Genomic DNA, 20,318 nt, shown 5'->3' with positions numbered 1-20,318 from the left:
TTTATTTTCCAAGTACACTGATATCGCGCGCGTTCCAATGTGGATAATGCTTACGTACTAACGCATTAAACTCAACTTCAAATGGACTAAACTCAATATTACTTTGCTTGTCACCTTGATGACCACTGACAACCATGGCCGCTGCAACAGTGGCATTAGATAATCGATCAATTAAAATAATGCCGCCAGTATCACGTACCAAGCTATAAGCATCTAACACTATCGATTCGGTTAAATCTAACTTAACTCGCGCAATGGTGTTTAAGCTTAATGTGCTTGCTGCGCTGCGATCAAGGGTGTTCACGTCAGTAATATATTCAATTTCGCTCACGACAGCTTGAGTTTTCTTACCTGCAACTTTCACATCATATAATTGACCGATCTGTAATGGCTTTTCATCCATCCACACCATATCTGCAACAATATGATTAGCGATTTCTGGTGCGGTTGCTGGTTGGGCTAATAAATCACCACGCGAGATATCAATCTCATCTTCAAGGGTAATGGTAATAGCTTGGCCTGCTACCGCTTCTGGTAAATCACCGTCAAATGTCACAATACGTTCAATTTTACTGCGCTTGCCCGATGGTAATGCTACTAACTCGTCACCCACTTTAATGATGCCTGACGCTAACGTGCCAGAGAAACCACGAAAATCTAAGTTAGGACGTAATACGTATTGCACAGGGAAACGCACCGGTAGTTCGCTCAGTTCACGCTGGGTATCAATAGTTTCAAGTAGCTCAAGTAAAGTGCCTCCTTGATACCAATCACACTGCGTACTGCGGTTAACCACGTTGTCACCATTTAAAGCAGATAACGGCACAAAGTGAATATCTAAATCACCAAAGTCTTTAACAAATTCAGTAAAGTCAGCTTGAATTTTGTCAAATACAGTTTGATCAAAACCGACCAAATCCATTTTGTTTACTGCCACAACAAAATGACGTAATCCTAACAATGACGCGATAAAGGCATGACGTTTAGTTTGAGTTTGCACACCATAACGCGCATCAACCAAAATAACCGCTAAGTCGCAAGTTGATGCTCCCGTTGCCATGTTGCGGGTATATTGTTCATGACCAGGAGTATCAGCAATAATAAATTTACGTTTTTCACTGGAGAAATAACGATAAGCGACATCAATCGTAATGCCTTGCTCACGCTCAGCTTGTAAACCATCAACCAATAACGCAAGGTCAATAGCTTCACCAGTAGTGCCCATTTTAGCGCTGTCACTTTTTAGGCTCGCAAGCTGATCTTCATAAATCTGCGCACTGTCATGCAGTAAACGACCAATTAAGGTACTTTTGCCGTCATCGACACTGCCACAAGTTAAAAAACGCAGTAAGCCTTTATTCTGTTGTAACGCTAAATATTCTTTCACACCGTGCAACTGAATCTCTGCGGCCATACGGTCGGTATTGGTTTTTGCTTGGTCCATAATCTTTCTCACTCAAATTCGTTCGCATGCTGGGTTGTTTAAACAACCATGTTCAATTACTTAGAAATAGCCTTGACGCTTTTTCTGCTCCATTGACGCACTTTGGTCTGAATCAATTAAGCGACCTTCACGTTCACTTGAACGGGTTAACAGCATTTCTTCAATAATTTTTTCTAAGGTATCAGCTTCTGACGGCATCGCCGCAGTTAACGGGTAACAACCTAAGGTTCTGAAGCGAACCCGTTCAACCGATTCAACATCACCTTCTTCTAAAGGCATACGGTCATCATCTTTCATGATGAGCTGACCACCTTTGTTTACTACGGTGCGTTGTGCAGCAAAATATAATGGTACGATTTCAATATTTTCTTGATAGATATACTGCCAAATATCGAGCTCAGTCCAGTTAGATAAAGGGAATACTCGAATACTCTCGCCTTTGTTGACCGCGCCATTATAGGTGCGCCATAACTCTGGACGTTGGTTTTTAGGGTCCCAGCGATGGTGTTTATCACGAAACGAATATACCCGTTCTTTGGCACGAGACTTTTCTTCGTCACGTCGTGCGCCGCCAAACGCAGCATCAAAACCATATTTATTCAATGCTTGTTTTAACCCTTGGGTTTTCATAATGTCAGTGTGCTTGGCACTGCCATGAGTGAATGGACCAACACCTTGTTCAACACCTTCCTGATTGGTATGAGTCAGTAACTCAAAACCAAACGCTTTGGCTTGCGCATCACGAAAGGCTATCATCTCTTTGAATTTCCAACCCGTATCGACATGCAATAAGGGAAATGGAATTTTACCCGGGTAAAAAGCTTTGCGCGCAAGATGCAGCATTACCGATGAATCTTTGCCTATCGAATACATCATGACAGGATTACCAAACTCAGCTGCTACTTCACGGATGATCTGGATGCTTTCTGCTTCCAGTTGTTGTAAATGGCTTAACGAACGGCCTGCCATGATGATTCTCCATTACCTAAATTGCTGCTGAGCAGCGGATTAAATTATTCGACTACAGCGCTTTTGCCACTGTGTCTAAATCTGTTTTTTGTTGCGCAGTGACGGGATCAAACCAATGTAGGCTGTCCGCTAACTCAACAACTTCACCAATAATCATCAGCGCAGGCATCTGCAAAGCGGGGTCTGCCGCTAATTGAGCCAGCTCACCTAACTTACCAATAAAACGCTGTTGTGACGATGTGGTCGCGTTGGACACGATAGCCACTGGTGTATCGGCATTTCTACCCGCGCCAATTAATCCATCACTAATTATGTTGGCATTTAAAATCCCCATATAAACCACTAAGGTATTATTGGGGTTAGCATAGCCTTGCCAATCCATAGGGCGGCTGGCTAATTGGCAATGACCTGTAATAAACGTTACCCCTTGGGCGTAATCTCGATGTGTTAACGGAATACCAGCATAAGCAGAGGTGCCGCTTGCTGCAGTAATACCAGGGACAACTTCAAATGCGATACCGGCACCAACTAACGTTTGTAACTCTTCACCACCACGACCAAAAATAAACGGATCGCCACCTTTTAAGCGCACCACATTTTTGCGGGTAAACGCTTTAGTCACTAGCAATTGATTAATTTCATCTTGTGGCGCACTATGCTTGCCAGCACGTTTACCTACTGCAATTTTTTCTACCTGTGGCGGAATAAGATCTAAAATATCTTGGCTAACTAATGCGTCATACAACACAACATCAGCTTGTTTAAGAATGCGATAGGCTTTTAGGGTCAGTAGCTCTACGTCGCCAGGACCCGCACCAACTAACCATACTTTTCCTTTGGCTTGTTGCCCCGGCATCGATACTAATTCCATCACATTAACCTCAAGATATTTGACTATGATCAAATATAGCGCTTTCTATATTCCATATATAATAGTTAATAGTTAGTTTTTATAACCAAATAGAATATAAAGTTATTTGAAAGCCATTTAATCTATCGGACATGCCGATATGGATTGAAGAAGATGATAAATTGACAACAATTGATAACTTAATTCGACAAATCTCTATCAATTGATAACAATGAACCTCGAAAAGACTAATCACTACACCAAACCAAACCAATAATTATGCTGATGGATGATGCAATGATAAAAAGTACTCAATTTCTTGGACTCTCGTTGCTGTTACTACTAGGTAATAGTTCACTTGCTCTTGCCGAAGACTCATTGGTCGAAGCCCGAGTTAAAGATGAGCTGGCTACATCTGAAAAACGTTTTGTACTCACCCCACACAAGGTAAATTATCTGTTACCTGTGACATACCAAACTCGCCCTAACTCATCACCCTTTGACATTAAATACCCAGATGAAGATTTTACCGTTGATAACTTAGAAGCTAAATTTCAAATCAGTTTTAAGTTTCCAGTTTGGTATAATGTTTTTGGTGATAATGGCCATTTGTATTTTGCTTATACAAATCAATCTTATTGGCAAGTTTATAACTCGAATGCATCATCACCATTTCGTGAAACTAACCACGAACCTGAGGTGTTTATGTTGTTTAATAATGACTGGAAAATTGGCGGCTTTACTAACTCGTTTTTAGGTGTCGGTGCTGTGCATCAATCTAATGGCCAAGCTAATCAACTATCGCGTAGCTGGAACCGAATATACGGCAGCGTGGTATTTGACCGTGGTCCGTTCGCACTCGGGCTTAAAGTATGGTGGCGTATCCCAGAAGATGACAAAGAAGATATTAATTCCGCTAAAGGTGATGATAATCCAGACATCAACCATTATATGGGTAACTTTGAATTAACAGGAGTTTACGGCTTAGATGAGCATCGCTTTACGATGTTATTGCGTAACAACTTACGTGCGACTAACCGCGGCGCGATTCAAATGACTTGGAGCTACCCGATTGTGGGTAATTTACGTATTTATACTCAATACTTTAATGGTTACGGTGAAAGCTTAATTGATTATAACCATCACAATCAGCGTATTGGTATTGGTGTTGCGCTAAACGACCTTCTATAGCTTTTGCTATAATCAGATAAAAATTACGTTGAAATGTGCTAATACAAAAAAAGGTGACCGTACTGGTCACCTTTTTTATTACAGATATTATGATCAATAAGCGTTAGGGTTATTTTGCATTCGCTTTACTGTTTACGGTAGAGCCAATTACTATGCCTTTATCGGTGAAATCTACCGACATGTTTAGACGCATATTGTAGTCTTTTAACATCAACAGTTCTTCTGGCATAGGTTCACCACTCATTTCCACCATATCAATTAATGGGGTAAGCATTTTTTGATAATCTACCGAAAAGTTGAAAAAACCTGTAGGTTCGAGTAATTGTGTAGCAATAAAATCTGCGAGTTCAGTACCTCTGTCGCCAGTATAAGCCACTAATTGATTACCTTTTATGGCTAATTTTGCACTAACACCCAATTCTGGCGGTAACATTAACAGTGATGTGATGTCGACCGGATCACCATTGTCTTTTAAATCCACATCTACAAGTGGTGGATAAAAGGGCTTCATCATATCAACTAACATCATTGGTTTTTCAGCCGACACTGTAATAAGCGCATCTAACTTTTCAAAACTCGGCTCACCATTTTTTTCAGTTAATTTGTAATCACCTAACGTAATACTCACGCCTTTAACACCGTTTACCATACCTGTCATCATGCCAAGCATCGACGGATTTAAATCACTTAGCTCAGATTGCATTTCTGCTAGCGGAGCACATTGATATTCTGGTGTTTGTAGGTCGGTCCATATTTCACTCAATGCTGGTGCTAATTTGTTAGCATCAATACCCAGCGCAACCGATAAGATATTTTCATGAGAGTCACCCATAAATGACGGTACAAAACCCCGTATTTTATTCAATGCAGATAAAATGACTTGGTTGTTACTTTCCACCACGACGGCTGCATCAATGGTGCTTTCGTCTCGAGTAATAGAGTATGAGTTAAGCCCCATGACAGTACGCGGCCAGTTGGCGGCAATGGCATTTAATTCAGTTTGACACACAGGTGTTTTCATTTCAGCAAATGGATCTTCACCTTCCATTGCAACCATTTTGGTCATTTGCTTGGCAAGCATGTTACCGTCGCTAGATGTTAATCCTTTGGCCAATTCAACATGATTAATAAAGCTTATGCTGTCTTGCATAAAACCATGTTTCTTAGCGATATCTTGCAACATAGTGGTTTCACTAATAGGGTGTTCAACTTTCTTTTCACCCAATGCCGTTTCAAGTAATTCAGCTTGGTTAAATGACGTATTCAATGTCACCGTTAACCAACCATCTTTTTCGGCAAATATGAGTTCAATCTTTTCTTTCTCGCCCGCATCAGTTAATGCGTAGCCGCGATAATCAACATCGCCAGACTTACCCATGGAATGAGTCAAGCCGCTTTCTTGCTCGGCACGATCGAGTTCGGCCCAAAAAGCAGTTGGATTACTCAGCTGAATTTTCATCACGGGTAACGCGCCGAGTGTATAAAAATAGCTCTTAAGTGAATCAGGTAATCCGTATGTTGATAGTAGGGTCTCAGGATCAGCCAATACAGTCATGTATTGCTTATATAAACTGATAAAAAAACGCTCTTGAGGAGATGAACTATCATCCAAAGACAGCATATTATCCGCATCGGAAGCTTGATAATTACCCTGGATGCTATACAGATAACTTTTTAACGGAAATGGCACTAACTGCCCAGAAAATGCCAACGTATCGGCAGGGATATAATCCAACATTGGGTCGTTTTTAACTACTGATGTTCCCTGCTGTGACAGAAAGTATCCGCCAGCACCTACAGCCAATACCACTGCAGCAATTGCCATTTTATTCATCTATAAACTCCAATTGATATGATTGTTAACTCTTCCATGACATGAGTTAGCATTAAAAATGTATTATTTCACGAGTAAGCATTGTTGATTACACCGATAAACTATGGATTAATTTAACATTAAATGTTATCAAACGCATTAGGATATGCCTCGTTGGATGTTATTTATTCCAGAAACCACACACCTAAAAAATCAATAAATGCGGATACAAGCAGCTTGGTATTAATGGGGTTAATAGGGTATGCATATTGTGTGAGTAAAACAGAAGGGAAAATAGTGTGGGGATTGTGCGGGTAATTATACAACAACAGATTTCCCGATAACTCTATAGTGCAGAGTTATCGGGAATAACCAAATCGATTGCTTATACGCTAACAAGTCAATCAATGTGCTCGAGGTGCGAGCAAAGCTTTTGAAGGTACGTAGATTGCAAAAACAATCTCAAAACGTCGACAAAAACCGTCTACGGGAATGTCTAAATCTAGACTACTATCGGCACAGTTGCATAAAAATTTAAATAAAATTTAATTTTTTCTATCAAACTAACCAATTAATGACCCATAAACCAATGAATCGAGCTAACTCTCCCACCATCTTGCATCAATCAAGCATACCGATAACAAACTCACGGTGAAGAGATTAAATATCGAAGTGCAAACCACATTCTCGTTTTAAACCGTTAAAACGAGTTTCTTCTTCAGTCATCCCCAACTCAAGTGGTTTGCTTGAGTGAGTATCACCGACTGAAACATAGCCTTGCTCCCATAATGGGTGATATGGCAAGTCGTGTTCAGTTAGGTACATGTGCACGTCTTTATTACTCCACTCAATGATGGGTAACAACTTAAAACGTTTGCCACTAATGGCTAAAATAGGCAATGCTTCACGAGTACTCGACTGGCTACGGCGCAAGCCTGCAAACCAAGTACTGACGTTTAATTCAGCTAATGCACGCTGCATAGGCTCAACTTTATTGATGCGGTTATACTTTTCTAGGCCGTCAATCCCCTGCTCCCACAGCTTACCAAAACGGGCTTCTTGCCACGCTTGGGTTTGACCCGCTTGATAGACTTTAAGATTGAGGTTTAAGCGCTCAGTTAACTGATCTATAAATTGATAAGTCTCAGTAAACAAATAACCAGTGTCGGTTAAAATCACCGGAATATCGCTTTGCGCTTGAGTCATCATGTGCAACATCACCGCGCCTTGAATTCCAAAGCTAGACGATAACGCATGCTCGCCCGGTAAATACGCTAGACCCCAAGCAACACGTTGCTGCGCCGTTAAGCCAGCTAAAAACTGGTTAATGTTTTCAAGCGCTGCGATTTGCTCTGCTTTCGGCGCTAATAATAACGCCTGCAGTTGAGCCGGAGTGACAGAATGATCGACGGCCGCGTCTGTTGACGCAGTCGTTACCACTTGATTAAGCATGAAAATCCTTAGCGGCGTCTATAACCGCCTTCACAACGCCAATGCGCACAGTGAAGTTACCAAAGGTTTCACCGGCATCGCGCTCTGTAGCGTAGCGGCCAAACAAGGTATCCAGTTCAGCTAAAATTTCAGCTTCTTGGATGTTTTCTTTATGCATTTTATTTAAACGAGTGCCTTCAAAGCTGGCGCCTAAATACAAATTATAACGCCCAGGTGCTTTACCCACTAAACCAATTTCAGCTGCAAATGGACGAGCACAACCGTTTGGACAACCTGTCATGCGCACCACAATTGATTGCTCGCTAATGCCGTGTTTTGCCTGTAGTGCATCAATATGATCGATAAACTCAGGGAAGTAACGTTCCGCTTCGGCCATCGCTAATGGGCACGTCGGTAATGCCACACAGGCGATTGAATGCCCACGAGTACCACTTAATACTTTGCCCAATAAACCATGCTTACGCGCTAAGCCTTCAATATCGGCTTTGTCTTGTGCAGCAACACCCGCAATAATCATATTCTGATTTGAGGTCATGCGGAAATCACCTTTATGGATTTTGGCAATTTCACGTAACCCAGTCTGCAGGGTTTGACCGGGTAAATCTTTAATGCGGCCACTTTCAATAAATAGTGTTAAATGAAATTTATTGTCGATGCCTTCAACCCAACCATAACGATCGCCGCGATCACCAATGATCACATCACGCTTAGGCTCAAATTTAACGCCTGCACGTTTTTCGACTTCGGCTTTAAATGCCTCAAGACCATGATCAACAATGGTGTACTTTAAACGGGCACGTTTACGCACAACACGATTACCCCAGTCTCGTTGAACTGTCATCACCGCTTCGGCAAACTTAGTGACATCTGCTGTTTTAATAAAGCCCAAGTCATCGGCTAAACGGGGGAACGTTTCAACTTCACCGTGGGTAGAACCCATACCGCCACCAGCAACCAAGTTAAAGCCAATTAACTCTCCGGCTTCTGCTACCGCAATAAAACCAAGGTCGTTGGTATATACGTCGACATCGTTATGTGGCGGAACTGCGACAGCCATTTTAAATTTACGTGGCAAATAGGTTTTACCGTAAACAGGCTCAACCGTTTCGGTGCCTAATAACTTTTCTTCATCTAACCAAATCTCTGCATAAGCACGAGTGTGTGGTAACAGATGATCAGATAAATGCTTAGCAACGGCATACGCTTGCGCATGTAACTTAGATTCAACTGGGTTTGGGTTACACATCACGTTACGGTTTACATCACCACAAGCAGCAATAGAATCTAATGCGGCGCGATCAAGATCTTGGATCAAAGTTTTTAAATTACGCTTAGGAATGCCGTGGTACTGAAACGTTTGACGCGTAGTTAAACGAATGCTGTTTGAGGTGGTTAGCGTTGATGAAATTTTATCTACTTCTAACCACTGCTCTGGGGTACAAATACCACCAGGTACACGGGCTCGTAACATGAAGCTGTGTAAGGGTTCTAACTTTTGCTCTTTACGCTCGTTACGTAAATCACGATCGTCTTGCTGATAAAAACCGTGGAATTTGATCAACTGCTGATCGCCATCGCTAAACGATCCTGTCACTTGGGTATCTAAACCCTCTTGGATATCGCCGCGTAAATAATCACTGTCGATTTTTAAGTATTCGTTTACTGCTAACTTTTGCTCACTCATGGCCTTGGCCTCTCTTAATTCTGTTCAATTCATTAGTGCGATTGGGTATTGAAAACTGACCTAGACCGAGTTTAATACACGTCTTTTTGGTAACGTTTTTCGCTACGCAGTGTTTCAAAGTACGCTTCGGCGTCATCAGCGCTTAAGCCACCTTGTTCAACCGCAATATTCACTAATGCTTGATGTACGTCTTTGGCCATGCGCTCTGCATCACCACAAATATACACATGGGCGCCGTCTTGCAGCCACTGCCATAATGCTTGAGCTTGCTCGGCTATGCGGTGCTGCACATACACTTTATGAGCTTGATCGCGCGAGAATGCCACATCTAAACGCGATAAATCGCCATTTTTAAGATACTGCTGCCACTCAACTTGGTATAAAAAGTCTTGTTCAAAGTGTGGGTTACCAAAGAATAACCAGCTATTACCCGACACACCGTCTGCGGCGCGCTGCTGCATAAAGGCACGGAATGGCGCAACGCCAGTACCAGGACCCACCATAATTACAGGTGTTTCTGGGTTTTCTGGTAAACGGAAATGGTTATTAGGTTCAACGTACACATTAACTTGCTGGCCTTCTTCTGCAGAGGCTAAAAAGTGCGATGCGCCGCCAAAGCGAGCGTGGCCTTGGCGTTCATCTTCAACTAGCGCGACAGTTAAGTGCACTTCAGCTTCAACTTCTGCTTGGCTAGAGGCAATTGAATATAAGCGTGGAGTCAATGGACGTAACATATCAACCAATTGTTCGGCACTAACCTTGGCTGGGTATATTGCAACTAAATCGGCTAACTGGTGCTTAAGAATAAACTGTCTGGTTTGCTCTTTGTCTTCACAAATTGCTGCAAGTTCTGAATTACGGCTCAACTCAGCCCAAGATTTAACAAGACCTGGGTATAACTGAGTTAATTCTTTCTTGTCGGTTAACACTGTTTTTAATGAAAGTGACTCTTTCGACACAGTGACATTGTCATCTGCAGCTAAACCAAGTGCGGCGATCACTTCGTCGACTAATGCTGGATTATTACTAAACCACACGCCCAAAGCATCACCAACTTGATAAGTTAGCCCTGACTCGCCTAAATCAATTTCGACATGGCGTACGTCTCGGTCTGAATTACGGCCGGTAATTTTTTGGCTCACAAGCACTTCTGCAGTGTAAGGATTTTGCTTAGTGTACTCACTTTCGCCTGCTATCGATGTTGTACTAATTGATACGACATTGGCACTGGATGCTTGAATATAAGGTTTAACGGCTTCAACAACGCTGTCCTGCCATTGAGATGAAATATCTTCATAATCAACATCACATTCAACTAATGGTAATAATGACTTTGCCCCTAAGGCACTCAAACGCGCATCAAAGTCCTTGCCTGTTTGGCAGAAGAACTCATAGCTGGAGTCGCCTAGCGCTAATACAGCGTAATGTAAGTTATCAAGTTTAGGTGCACGTTTTGAGGCTAAAAACTTATGCAGTTCCATCGCATCATCAGGTGCTTCACCTTCACCATGGGTACTAACCACTAAAAACAAGATGGTTTCTTGCTTAAGTTGGCGTACATTATATTCACCCATAGAGATAATATTAACGGCATAACCTTGCGACTGAGCTTTTGCAGCTAACGCTTTTGCTACGCCACGGCCATTACCCGTTTGGCTGCCGTATAAAATGGTCACTGTTTGCGCGGCAGATGTTTCTGCTGCAGCTATACCTGCGGTTTGGTCTTGGCTCGCACTTGCTGCCAAGTAGCCACTGACCCAGGCAAGCTGAACAGAAGTTAATTCTGAGGTAAATTGTTTTAGCTTGTCGACTTGTGCTTGTGACAGTGGCGAAGCTAAAGCTGAAAGTTCTTTTAACAACATAAGACGGCCTTATAACAGTGTAATGTTGACTAGCTTACTCCTACCAATAAAAACCAAAAAAGAATAAAAGATGATTTTTTATTCCATTTAGGAATATGCAAAGAGAATTTTTTAAGCTACAAAAGTGTGGCACAGTTAAAAGTTTTTAAATTACCTTGATTTAAAACTAACTAATTAGCCTAAAGGCACTTGTACCGAACATGCTTGATGTCGCAAGCTAGGAGGTCCAGTTAACTGAAGAATAATTCTCAAGTTGATTGTTCTCTGAGTAAAACGACGTGCAAATATAATATAACTATGTCAGCGTGATGCCATTGATTAAATAGTTTATCCAACTTCAATGGCCACATGTTGCAATTTTGCTATCGTAAAAGTGCCCATGTGAGACAGTAATACTCTAACGGAATGGTCTATTGATGGGGAACAACAATAGACAGTCTTTTTATTAACCATCAGGAAACAGTCATGCAGATTGGAATACCGAGAGAAAGTATCGAGGGTGAAACTCGAGTCGCGGCGACTCCAGCCACTGTGGTACAGCTAATAAAACTCGGCTTTAGTGTGGCAATTGAAGCACAGGCGGGTGTTAAGTCTAGCTTTGATAATGCTGCGTTTGAAGCCGCTGGGGCGGATGTTGTTGACAGCGTGTACCAAGCTGACTTTATTTTTAAAGTGAATGCACCGTCCGATGACGAAATCGCCAAAATGAAACCAGGCACTAAGCTAGTGAGTTTTATTTGGCCAGCACAAAACCCTGACCTTGTTGAAAAATTGGCAAGTCACAATATTACCGTAATGGCAATGGACATGGTGCCACGTATTTCACGTGCACAGTCACTCGATGCCCTATCATCGATGGCCAACATTGGTGGTTATCGTGCAGTGATTGAAGCTGCACACGAATTTGGTCGTTTCTTTACCGGGCAAATTACCGCAGCAGGTAAAGTGCCACCAGCCAAAGTACTGGTTATTGGTGCTGGTGTAGCCGGTCTTGCTGCTATTGGTACAGCGGGCTCGCTAGGCGCCATAGTGCGCGCATTTGATACTCGCCTTGAAGTGGCTGAGCAAATTGAGTCAATGGGCGGTAGCTTCTTAAAGCTTGAATTTGAAAATAATGAAGGCGGCTCGTCTGACGGCTACGCTAAAACCATGTCAGAAGAGTTTATTGCTGCTGAAATGGCACTATTCGCCGAGCAAGCCAAAGACGTCGACATTATTATTACCACCGCGCTAATTCCTGGTCGCCCTGCGCCAAAACTGATCACCAAAGACATGGTAGACACCATGAAACCTGGGTCTGTGATTGTCGATTTAGCAGCCGCTACTGGCGGTAACTGTGAATATACTGTCACTGGTGAACGCTTTATTACCGAAAATGGCGTGAAGGTATTGGGTTATACAGACTTACCAGGCCGCTTACCTGCGCAATCGTCACAGCTTTATGGCACCAACTTAGTCAACTTGATGAAGTTAATGTGTAAAGCCAAAGACGGTAATGCAGAGCTCGATTTTGATGATGTTGTCATGCGTAACATGACAGTGACTCGTGGTGGCGAAATTACTTTCCCACCACCAGCAATCTCAGTATCTGCTGCACCGCAAAAACCAGCAGCGAGTATCGAGCCTAAAGCCGCCGAAGTTGACAAGGCGCCGTCAAAACTTAAATACATTTTAGGTGCATTAGGCCTTGCTGGTTTTGCCGCTGTCGCTTCAGTCGCACCAGCTGAGTTTTTGTCGCACTTTACCGTATTCATCCTATCTTGTGTGGTGGGTTATTACGTGGTGTGGAATGTGTCGCACTCTTTGCATACACCACTAATGTCGGTCACCAATGCGATTTCAGGCATTATTGTTGTGGGTGCGTTATTGCAAATAGGTCAAGGTTCTGCACTCGTCACGGCGCTTGCGTTTGTCGCGGTGCTTATCGCCAGTATCAACATCTTTGGCGGGTTTACCGTCACTCAGCGCATGCTGAAGATGTTCCGTAAAGATTAAGGGGTAATATCGTGTCTCAAGGACTGGTTACAGCATCTTATATCATTGCCGCGGTGTTTTTTATCCTCAGCTTAGCTGGGTTATCAAAACAAGAATCCGCTAAAAATGGTAATTTATTTGGCATTATTGGTATGGCTATTGCGCTTACAGCCACCATACTCAATCCTGCCACAAGCGGCGTAGAATGGATTATTCTCGCCATGATCATTGGTGGATCAATAGGTATTCGCTTAGCATTGAAAGTCGAAATGACTGAAATGCCTGAGCTAGTCGCTATTTTGCACAGCTTTGTGGGTCTAGCAGCTGTATTAGTGGGCTTTAATAGCTTTATTGATATTCAGCCACATGAAGTATCTGAAATCGTTGTGGTATTGGGACAAGATCTCAACACCACACTTGCAACCGCTAAAGCCGCTTTTGTTGAAGCAAATGCAGCCCAACAAGCAGAGCACTTAACCGGAGCCATGCTTAACATTCACTTAGTGGAAGTGTTTTTAGGCATCTTTATCGGTGCAGTCACCTTCACAGGCTCTATTGTTGCGTTTGCTAAGCTACGTGGGCTTATTTCATCTAAAGCATTAATGTTACCTCATCGCCACAAATTAAATTTACTGGCGGTAGTGGTGTCATTTATTCTTATGGTGATGTTCGTGCAAGCTGGCGGTGCTGTCACTCCAATTATTCTGATGACATTAATCGCGTTCGCATTCGGCTGGCATTTAGTGGCTTCCATTGGCGGCGCAGACATGCCTGTTGTTGTTTCAATGCTGAACTCATATTCGGGTTGGGCAGCGGCAGCCGCTGGTTTCATGTTATCTAATGACTTACTGATTGTTGTGGGTGCATTAGTTGGTTCGTCAGGTGCGATTCTGTCTTACATTATGTGTAAAGCAATGAACCGCTCGTTTATTTCTGTTATTGCCGGTGGGTTTGGTAACGATAGCGTTGCTGCTTCAGGCGATGAAACCGTTGGCGAATATCGTGAAACAACCGCTGAAGATGTCGCTGATATGCTAAAAGCATCAGACTCAGTCATCATCACCCCAGGTTATGGTATGGCTGTGGCTCAAGCACAATATCCGGTTGCAGAAATCACCAGAAAGCTACGTGAAATGGGCATTAAAGTTCGCTTTGGTATTCACCCTGTAGCAGGACGTTTACCTGGCCACATGAATGTACTTTTGGCTGAAGCTAAAGTGCCATATGATATCGTGCTAGAAATGGACGAAATCAATGACGACTTTGCTGATACCGACACGGTATTAGTCATTGGCGCTAACGATACGGTTAACCCTGCTGCGATGGAAGATCCAAGCAGTCCTATTGCTGGTATGCCAGTATTAGAAGTGTGGAAAGCCCGAAATGTGATTGGCTTTAAACGTTCAATGAACACGGGTTATGCCGGTGTACAAAATCCATTGTTTTTTAAAGACAATACCCAAATGCTATTTGGCGACGCCAAAGATAGTGTTGAAGCGATTCTTAAAGCTTTATAAATCAGCTTTATGAACAAAAAATACCAGCAATTATTGCTGGTATTTTTTTTGTTCATAATTAGCTAAACTGGATCCATTGGACTTTACAGGATTATTGATTATCCATGGCACAGCAGGATAACAGTACGCAATTTCAGCTTGAACTTGAGCTCGAACGATATAAGCAAAGAATTAAGCAATTAGAGCATGAAAATAGCCGCCTTACCTTAATCAATAATCGGGTAAACGAGCTACTCAATGCTACGCTTGATGGTACGGGCTTATGTCTATGGGAGCAGCATATTCCTAGCGGAAACTTGACGATATTTAATCAGCAATGGGGACAACTTCTCGGCTTTACTCGCGAAGAATTACCTGCGCATATCAACAGCTGGAAAAACAATCTCCACCCAGAAGATAAAGACTGGGTTATTGAAGCCTTTGAAAGTCATGTAGCAGGTAAAGCTGAAACCTATCAAGCCATACACCGAATGATCCACAAAGATGGCAGTGTAGCTTGGGTATCTGACCGCGGTCGCATTATTGAATATGGCGCTAACGGTGAACCACTTCGAATTATGGGCACTCATATTGATGTCACCAAAGAGAAACGCTACGAAGAAGATTTAGCCAAACTAGCCCACCGCGATCCATTAACCAATTTACTCAATCGCACCGCACTGGTTACGGCTTTCAAACGCGAAAAACAAACGCAATCAGCTCATCATTCAGGCGCATTATTTTTTATCGACCTTGATGGCTTTAAAATTATTAATGATCATTTAGGGCATCGCTATGGTGATAGCCTGCTTGTTCTTATTGCCCAAGACCTCAATCGCATATGCCAACAACTACTTTCCCCTGCAGACACCGCGGCAAAACAGTATGGTTTTCATATCGCGCGTTTTGGCGGAGATGAATTTGTTATTTTAACTCAATGTGACAACACCAATGTACTAACTCAAATAGCTGAAAGTTTACTTGCGTTATATCGACACCCCATAAAACTTGAAGGCGAAACCATTAACATTGGCCTAAGCATTGGGATAAGTTTGTTTGATGAACTCGATGATTTTACTAATGTATGCGAACAAGCAGACAAAGCCATGTACAGCGTCAAAAAACATGGTAAAAATAACTTTTTATTTTGGTAAAAACGATTCATTGAGCGACATAATCAAACGGCATGACAATTCACTAAACAGCACCAACTTGAAAGCTGGAAAATTTGGCCGCTAAAACTCTAATTAAATAAGCCAATCTTCTGCGACTAGGATATGCTACAGACTTAAAATATAAGTAAACAATAAAAAGTCTAGCTAAAAAAACAATAAGGAATTGATATATATGGAAATACATCATTGTCTCTCTCAGAAAATATCCCAAACAAATACGATCTCGAGTCAAATGTAGCGATCAACATAGTCATCGGGTGAGTGTAATCGACGTTTTACAGTAAACTCTCGTTCAATGACTCATTTTATTAATGACTTTGCTTCCCTAGCACTCTGCTTGTAACTGCAATATGCAGTAACAAATTTCATAGTGCGACAGCAAATAACTGACCAATAAGAATTACTTTTTATGTTTTTATCACCTTATTTTACCAAGCAAGATCAAAGCGTGTTCATCTCTGCCCAGCAAGCTAGTGACTTTGCAAAGAAAGTTGCAGGCGATTTCAACCCTATCCATGATGTGGGCGCTAAACGTTTTTGTGTTCCAGGCGATTTATTATTTGCGCTTGTACTAACCGAGTACGGCCTTAGCCAAAATATGCAATTTAAGTTTGCTGGTATGGTAGGTGATAATGTTGAGCTTCACGTAGATAAAAGTGTCGGCGATAAATTCAGTATTTGTGACACCAAAGGTAAGGAATACCTGCACATTGAACGACAAGGTGAAGTGTGCAAATGCGATGTACAAACAGCGGCATTTATTAATAGTTATGTGGCTTTTTCTGGCTTAAACTTTATCCATGTACTCGTGCCTATGATGAAGCAATACAAGGTAATGATTAACCCTGATCGTCCATTAGTTATTTACGAAAGTATGTCTTTTCATCTTGATAGCTATGACTTTGAGGACATCAGCCTGCATTTAATCGACCAGCAGCTGTTGATTAATGGCAAACGCGGTGATGTCACCTTAAGCTTCGAATTACGTCATAACGAACGAGCTATAGGGACAGGAAAGAAAACTTTAGTTCTCAGTGGACTACGAGAATATGATGAAGATAAAGCACAGCAAATGTGTCAAAATTACGAATCTAGAAAAGTGATGTTATAACCCACCTCAGTTACTTCAAATATCGCTTATTCCATTAAGAATAAGCGATATGTATAATCTACCTAAGGCCTATTTATCTTTCGTGGTTAACATTATTGGATAAACAGGCCCTGATTTTAACAAACCCTACATCGAATGAAATTCATACAACTTTGGATTAAAGTGAACTTTCAAACAACAAAACCGCGCTATAACCAATTAGCTGATTAATAAATTTCTCACCGTTTTCACCCAACTCAGTTGTCGCCATTTCTTTAGCAGTATTTACTGCACTAAAATAAGCGACACTATTGTCATTTGTGCCACAAAGACTAAAAAACAATTTTAAAACCGCTTTATGCTCTTTATGTTGTAATGCTTTTCTCCACGATAATTCTAGTGATGCAACAGAACTAAAATCGAGTGCTTCAACAAAAAACTCTCCGATCCGTTGATCTAAACGCACTAAAAATTCTGTTTTACGTGGAAAATGATGACTAATACCTGTTCGACTAACTCCAATGGCTGTAGATAATGTCGTATACGACATCGTATCAAAACCAATTGTGAGTATTTGCTTAAAGGCTTCATCTAAAATTTGGTTAACAGTTAACTCAGTTTCAACTCGAGAACGTTTGGCCATAAATAGTCTCTCTAATTTTTTTTTAGTGCAAGAGCTTACCAGACCCCACTAGAAAATTCTGCTAAGAATTGGCACATTTACAACATATTTAACCGTACAATATCTAGGTAAACAGAACATTATCGCGATAACGATTTATTAACCCTTTAAAATCAAAGGTTATCAATAACTACAACCAAGAATTTGTATATGCTAAAAATAATAATTAATAAACATTTACATATCACTTTGCTGTTGAGAATTGCTTTTTAAGCCATTGCTGTGATTTAGTTTTACCCATCAACTGTTTTAACGTCGGTCTCAGTACTTGAATTAACTCAGGTTGACGCCAAAACATATACTCAGGCAAAGATTGAACAGAGCTAAAAGTGCGCTGGACTAAACTCGAAAACTCCCTCATATCACGCGGTGACCACGCAGGCATTAACGGATAAACAGCCGTTAAAAAATCTTCATATCGAGAAAAATGCTGTAATTGTTGGACATCGTAATGACTCAGCACAATTTGAAGCTGAGGCGCACTCCAATGTGACAAATTACCGCTGTCATTAATCAGTGCAAGATTACGCCGATGGAACTGTTGCCATACTAAATCGAGTTGTTGGTATTGCTGTGCAACACACCATAACAAATACAAGTCTGCTAGCCATTCATGCTGATATTCTGTTAGAGAGTAAGGTAAAACGCTGCCTTGTAATGAAATATTGTATAAATGTCCTATTTCATGCCACAAAGTTAGTTTTGTTTGATTGGTTAACGGCAACTGATAAGTTGTTAAGCCAATAGCACCACTTTGCTCAAGCATGTCTTTAGCTGGATTAATGATAATAACGCCCGCAATGCTGTCACTTTCAGCAACGAGCACCATCGCACTTTTACTCCCAATAGCGCGGCGAATATTGGCAACAGAAAAAGGCGTTTGGTGTTGTAATGACAAAGGGAGTAACGCAACACACTTTTCCAGTGCAGAGAAAGAACATATCAGCGCTTGTTTCGTTGTTATAGGGGTAAAATAAGCTTGGCGAATAGCATCATTCGCCAAATCATCTTCAACCATAACAGCTGTTTTTTGAGCTTGATTGATGGTCTTAGTTTGCGTCGAAATAAACTGACCAGCATTAACAAAGTAACAAACAAATAACGGTACGCAAGCAACGCTACAGCTTAATAACTTGAGTAATGGCCTTTGCCAGTATCTAAGCATCAACTATTTTTGTGACATAATATTTTGAATAATCGCGGTAGTAGATACACCGTCCTCAAATCCAAGTACTTCAACCTTGCCACCAGCAGCAATCACTTCAGCACCACCAGCAATATCTTCCACTTTGTAATCGCCGCCTTTCACTAAAGAGTCAGGCAATAAACGTGCAATGATACGTTGTGGCGTGTCTTCAGCGAAAGGAACAACCCAATCTACTGATGCGAGTCCAGCTAAAACTGCCATACGGCGATCTACTGGATTAACAGGACGTCCAGGACCTTTTAAACGGGTAACTGAGTCATCATTATTTACCGCAACAATAAGACGATGCCCTAACGCTTTGGCTTGTTGCAAATAGCTCACATGGCCAGCATGTAAAATATCAAAACAACCATTAGTCATCACAATACGTTCACCTCGTAAACGTGCTTGCTCCATCGCATAAGCCAATTGATCCTCTGTCATCACCCCAAAACCAGACTCGCCATGATTCAAGGCTAATGCTTGTATTAGTTCAATGCGGCTTACTGTTGATGTGCCTAACTTGCCCACAACCACACCCGCAGCAGTATTGGCAATCGCACAGGCTTGCGCCAATGTAGCACCGGCAGCAATCGAGGTCGCTAAGGCAGAAATCACGGTATCGCCGGCGCCAGTCACATCGTGAACCTCACGGGCAACTGTTGGAATATGCAATTCAAGTTGGTCTTGCGACACTAACGTCATGCCTTTTTCTGAGCGAGTCACTAAGATGGCATCAAAGTTATGCAACTTAATCAGCTTTTGGGCTTTTTCAATTAAATCAGCTTCGCTAGTAACGGTACCGACAACCGCTTCAAACTCACTCATATTTGGGGTGATTAATGACGCACCATGATAACGGGCAAAATCATGACCTTTAGGATCAACTAAAACCTTTACTCCTTTGGCTCGAGCTTTAGCAATAAAATCCTTTGGCTCATCAATGGCGCCCTTGGCATAATCAGACAATACCAATACATCGACATTATCTAAAATCGCTTCACTTTGAGCAAATAACGCTTGGCTAGTTGCCTTATCAAAAGGCTCTTCAAAATCTAAGCGGATCAATTGTTGATTACGTGACAATACCCGTAATTTAGTAATCGTTGGCTTGTCTGCTACGGTGAGCCATTGCGGTTCAACACCAAACACTTTAACCCCTTGGGTAAGTGCTTGCGCAGTTTCATCTTGGCCAACAATACCCGCTAACTGGACTTGACCACCTAACGTAGCAATGTTTAATGCCACGTTAGCAGCGCCGCCGGGTCTATCTTCAATTTGGTTAATTTTAACAACAGGGACTGGGGCTTCAGGTGAAATGCGTCCCGTAGGGCCAACCCAATAGCGATCTAACATTACATCGCCAATCACTAAAACGCGCGCATTTTCAAAAGCTGGAAGAGAAACCTTCATAGTGTATTCGCTGTCTAATAAAAAATTAACCGTGATT

The 20,318-nt window shown here is 41.9% G+C and carries 15 protein-coding genes; 5 read left to right on the top strand and 10 right to left on the bottom strand.

The window, feature by feature from the left end; translation table 11 throughout:
• Window position 1: 1 nt before the first annotated feature.
• The 3 genes from cysN to cobA are packed head-to-tail and all read right to left on the bottom strand — an operon-like array spanning window position 2 to window position 3,284.
• Window positions 2-1,444: a sulfate adenylyltransferase subunit CysN gene (gene cysN / locus ABIS04_RS03320; RefSeq protein ID WP_350432600.1), complete on the bottom strand. Its 1,443-nt coding sequence runs from the start codon at window positions 1,442-1,444 to the stop codon at window positions 2-4.
• Between the two features lie 60 nt (window positions 1,445-1,504).
• Entirely contained in the window at window positions 1,505-2,413 is a 909-nt protein-coding gene (gene cysD / locus ABIS04_RS03315; protein ID WP_140233362.1) for a sulfate adenylyltransferase subunit CysD, read from the bottom strand.
• Between the two features lie 52 nt (window positions 2,414-2,465).
• Window positions 2,466-3,284, bottom strand: a complete 819-nt coding sequence (gene cobA / locus ABIS04_RS03310) for a uroporphyrinogen-III C-methyltransferase (protein WP_350432599.1) — start codon at window positions 3,282-3,284, stop codon at window positions 2,466-2,468.
• Window positions 3,285-3,560: 276 nt separating this feature from the next.
• Between cobA and ABIS04_RS03305 the strand changes: the two genes are divergently transcribed.
• Window positions 3,561-4,454, top strand: coding sequence for a phospholipase A (locus tag ABIS04_RS03305; protein WP_240778431.1), 894 nt, complete (start codon window positions 3,561-3,563; stop codon window positions 4,452-4,454).
• A 109-nt stretch (window positions 4,455-4,563) separates the two neighbouring features.
• On the opposite strand, the gene ABIS04_RS03300 is transcribed toward ABIS04_RS03305, so the two are convergent.
• The 4 genes from ABIS04_RS03300 to ABIS04_RS03285 form a co-directional block, all read right to left on the bottom strand.
• On the bottom strand, window positions 4,564-6,288 hold the full coding sequence (locus ABIS04_RS03300; RefSeq protein WP_350432598.1) for a hypothetical protein: 1,725 nt from the start codon (window positions 6,286-6,288) through the stop codon (window positions 4,564-4,566).
• A 639-nt stretch (window positions 6,289-6,927) separates the two neighbouring features.
• Window positions 6,928-7,719 (bottom strand): phosphoadenylyl-sulfate reductase, encoded by a 792-nt coding sequence (locus ABIS04_RS03295; RefSeq protein ID WP_350432597.1) that lies wholly within the window; start codon window positions 7,717-7,719, stop codon window positions 6,928-6,930.
• Window positions 7,712-9,403, bottom strand: a complete 1,692-nt coding sequence (cysI, locus tag ABIS04_RS03290; protein ID WP_350432596.1) for an assimilatory sulfite reductase (NADPH) hemoprotein subunit — start codon at window positions 9,401-9,403, stop codon at window positions 7,712-7,714. Before cysI ends, ABIS04_RS03295 begins: the two co-directional genes overlap by 8 nt.
• Before the next feature lie 71 nt (window positions 9,404-9,474).
• Window positions 9,475-11,265, bottom strand: a complete 1,791-nt coding sequence (locus tag ABIS04_RS03285; protein WP_350432595.1) for an assimilatory sulfite reductase (NADPH) flavoprotein subunit — start codon at window positions 11,263-11,265, stop codon at window positions 9,475-9,477.
• Between the two features lie 465 nt (window positions 11,266-11,730).
• On the opposite strand from ABIS04_RS03285, the gene ABIS04_RS03280 reads away from it, so the two are divergent.
• The 4 genes from ABIS04_RS03280 (at window position 11,731) to ABIS04_RS03265 (ending at window position 17,021) form a co-directional block, all read left to right on the top strand.
• Entirely contained in the window at window positions 11,731-13,260 is a 1,530-nt protein-coding gene (locus tag ABIS04_RS03280) for a Re/Si-specific NAD(P)(+) transhydrogenase subunit alpha (RefSeq protein WP_350432594.1), read from the top strand.
• A gap of 11 nt (window positions 13,261-13,271) precedes the next feature.
• Window positions 13,272-14,756, top strand: coding sequence for a Re/Si-specific NAD(P)(+) transhydrogenase subunit beta (gene pntB, locus ABIS04_RS03275; protein ID WP_350432593.1), 1,485 nt, complete (start codon window positions 13,272-13,274; stop codon window positions 14,754-14,756).
• A 104-nt stretch (window positions 14,757-14,860) separates the two neighbouring features.
• Window positions 14,861-15,889 carry a sensor domain-containing diguanylate cyclase gene (locus ABIS04_RS03270; protein ID WP_350432592.1) on the top strand — a complete coding sequence of 343 codons (1,029 nt, stop codon included), beginning with the start codon at window positions 14,861-14,863 and terminating at the stop codon, window positions 15,887-15,889.
• Window positions 15,890-16,319: 430 nt separating this feature from the next.
• On the top strand, window positions 16,320-17,021 hold the full coding sequence (locus tag ABIS04_RS03265) for a DUF3581 domain-containing protein (protein ID WP_350432591.1): 702 nt from the start codon (window positions 16,320-16,322) through the stop codon (window positions 17,019-17,021).
• A gap of 157 nt (window positions 17,022-17,178) precedes the next feature.
• Here ABIS04_RS03265 and ABIS04_RS03260 read toward each other — a convergent pair whose 3' ends face one another.
• The 3 genes from ABIS04_RS03260 to hldE all read right to left on the bottom strand — a co-directional run bounded on the left by ABIS04_RS03260 (window position 17,179) and on the right by hldE (window position 20,281).
• Complete coding sequence (locus ABIS04_RS03260; RefSeq protein ID WP_350432590.1) at window positions 17,179-17,643, bottom strand: TetR/AcrR family transcriptional regulator; 465 nt, start codon at window positions 17,641-17,643, stop codon at window positions 17,179-17,181.
• 223 nt (window positions 17,644-17,866) lie between these two features.
• Window positions 17,867-18,847, bottom strand: coding sequence for a hypothetical protein (locus tag ABIS04_RS03255; RefSeq protein ID WP_350432589.1), 981 nt, complete (start codon window positions 18,845-18,847; stop codon window positions 17,867-17,869).
• Between the two features lie 3 nt (window positions 18,848-18,850).
• The gene (gene hldE / locus ABIS04_RS03250; protein WP_350432588.1) at window positions 18,851-20,281 is read right to left on the bottom strand and encodes a bifunctional D-glycero-beta-D-manno-heptose-7-phosphate kinase/D-glycero-beta-D-manno-heptose 1-phosphate adenylyltransferase HldE; all 1,431 of its coding nucleotides are present in this window, start codon (window positions 20,279-20,281) and stop codon (window positions 18,851-18,853) included.
• Between the last annotated feature and the right edge of the window lie 37 nt (window positions 20,282-20,318).

The sequence above is a fragment of the Shewanella sp. H8 genome, from assembly GCF_040285065.1.
GTDB lineage: Bacteria > Pseudomonadota > Gammaproteobacteria > Enterobacterales > Shewanellaceae > Shewanella > Shewanella polaris.
The sequence above is the reverse complement of the archived record's forward strand: the minus strand, read 5'-3'. Positions and strand labels throughout refer to the sequence as shown.

What these genes read in the sequence shown, in the direction of transcription:
- cysN (WP_350432600.1), bottom strand. Translation starts at nt 1,444, where the DNA reads ATGGACCAAGCAAAAACCAATACCGACCGTATGGCCGCAGAGATTCAG.
- cysD (WP_140233362.1), bottom strand. Translation starts at nt 2,413, where the DNA reads ATGGCAGGCCGTTCGTTAAGCCATTTACAACAACTGGAAGCAGAAAGC.
- cobA (WP_350432599.1), bottom strand. Translation starts at nt 3,284, where the DNA reads ATGGAATTAGTATCGATGCCGGGGCAACAAGCCAAAGGAAAAGTATGG.
- ABIS04_RS03305 (WP_240778431.1), top strand. Translation starts at nt 3,561, where the DNA reads ATGATAAAAAGTACTCAATTTCTTGGACTCTCGTTGCTGTTACTACTA.
- ABIS04_RS03300 (WP_350432598.1), bottom strand. Translation starts at nt 6,288, where the DNA reads ATGAATAAAATGGCAATTGCTGCAGTGGTATTGGCTGTAGGTGCTGGC.
- ABIS04_RS03295 (WP_350432597.1), bottom strand. Translation starts at nt 7,719, where the DNA reads ATGCTTAATCAAGTGGTAACGACTGCGTCAACAGACGCGGCCGTCGAT.
- cysI (WP_350432596.1), bottom strand. Translation starts at nt 9,403, where the DNA reads ATGAGTGAGCAAAAGTTAGCAGTAAACGAATACTTAAAAATCGACAGT.
- ABIS04_RS03285 (WP_350432595.1), bottom strand. Translation starts at nt 11,265, where the DNA reads ATGTTGTTAAAAGAACTTTCAGCTTTAGCTTCGCCACTGTCACAAGCA.
- ABIS04_RS03280 (WP_350432594.1), top strand. Translation starts at nt 11,731, where the DNA reads ATGCAGATTGGAATACCGAGAGAAAGTATCGAGGGTGAAACTCGAGTC.
- ABIS04_RS03270 (WP_350432592.1), top strand. Translation starts at nt 14,861, where the DNA reads ATGGCACAGCAGGATAACAGTACGCAATTTCAGCTTGAACTTGAGCTC.
- ABIS04_RS03265 (WP_350432591.1), top strand. Translation starts at nt 16,320, where the DNA reads ATGTTTTTATCACCTTATTTTACCAAGCAAGATCAAAGCGTGTTCATC.
- ABIS04_RS03260 (WP_350432590.1), bottom strand. Translation starts at nt 17,643, where the DNA reads ATGGCCAAACGTTCTCGAGTTGAAACTGAGTTAACTGTTAACCAAATT.
- ABIS04_RS03255 (WP_350432589.1), bottom strand. Translation starts at nt 18,847, where the DNA reads ATGCTTAGATACTGGCAAAGGCCATTACTCAAGTTATTAAGCTGTAGC.
- hldE (WP_350432588.1), bottom strand. Translation starts at nt 20,281, where the DNA reads ATGAAGGTTTCTCTTCCAGCTTTTGAAAATGCGCGCGTTTTAGTGATT.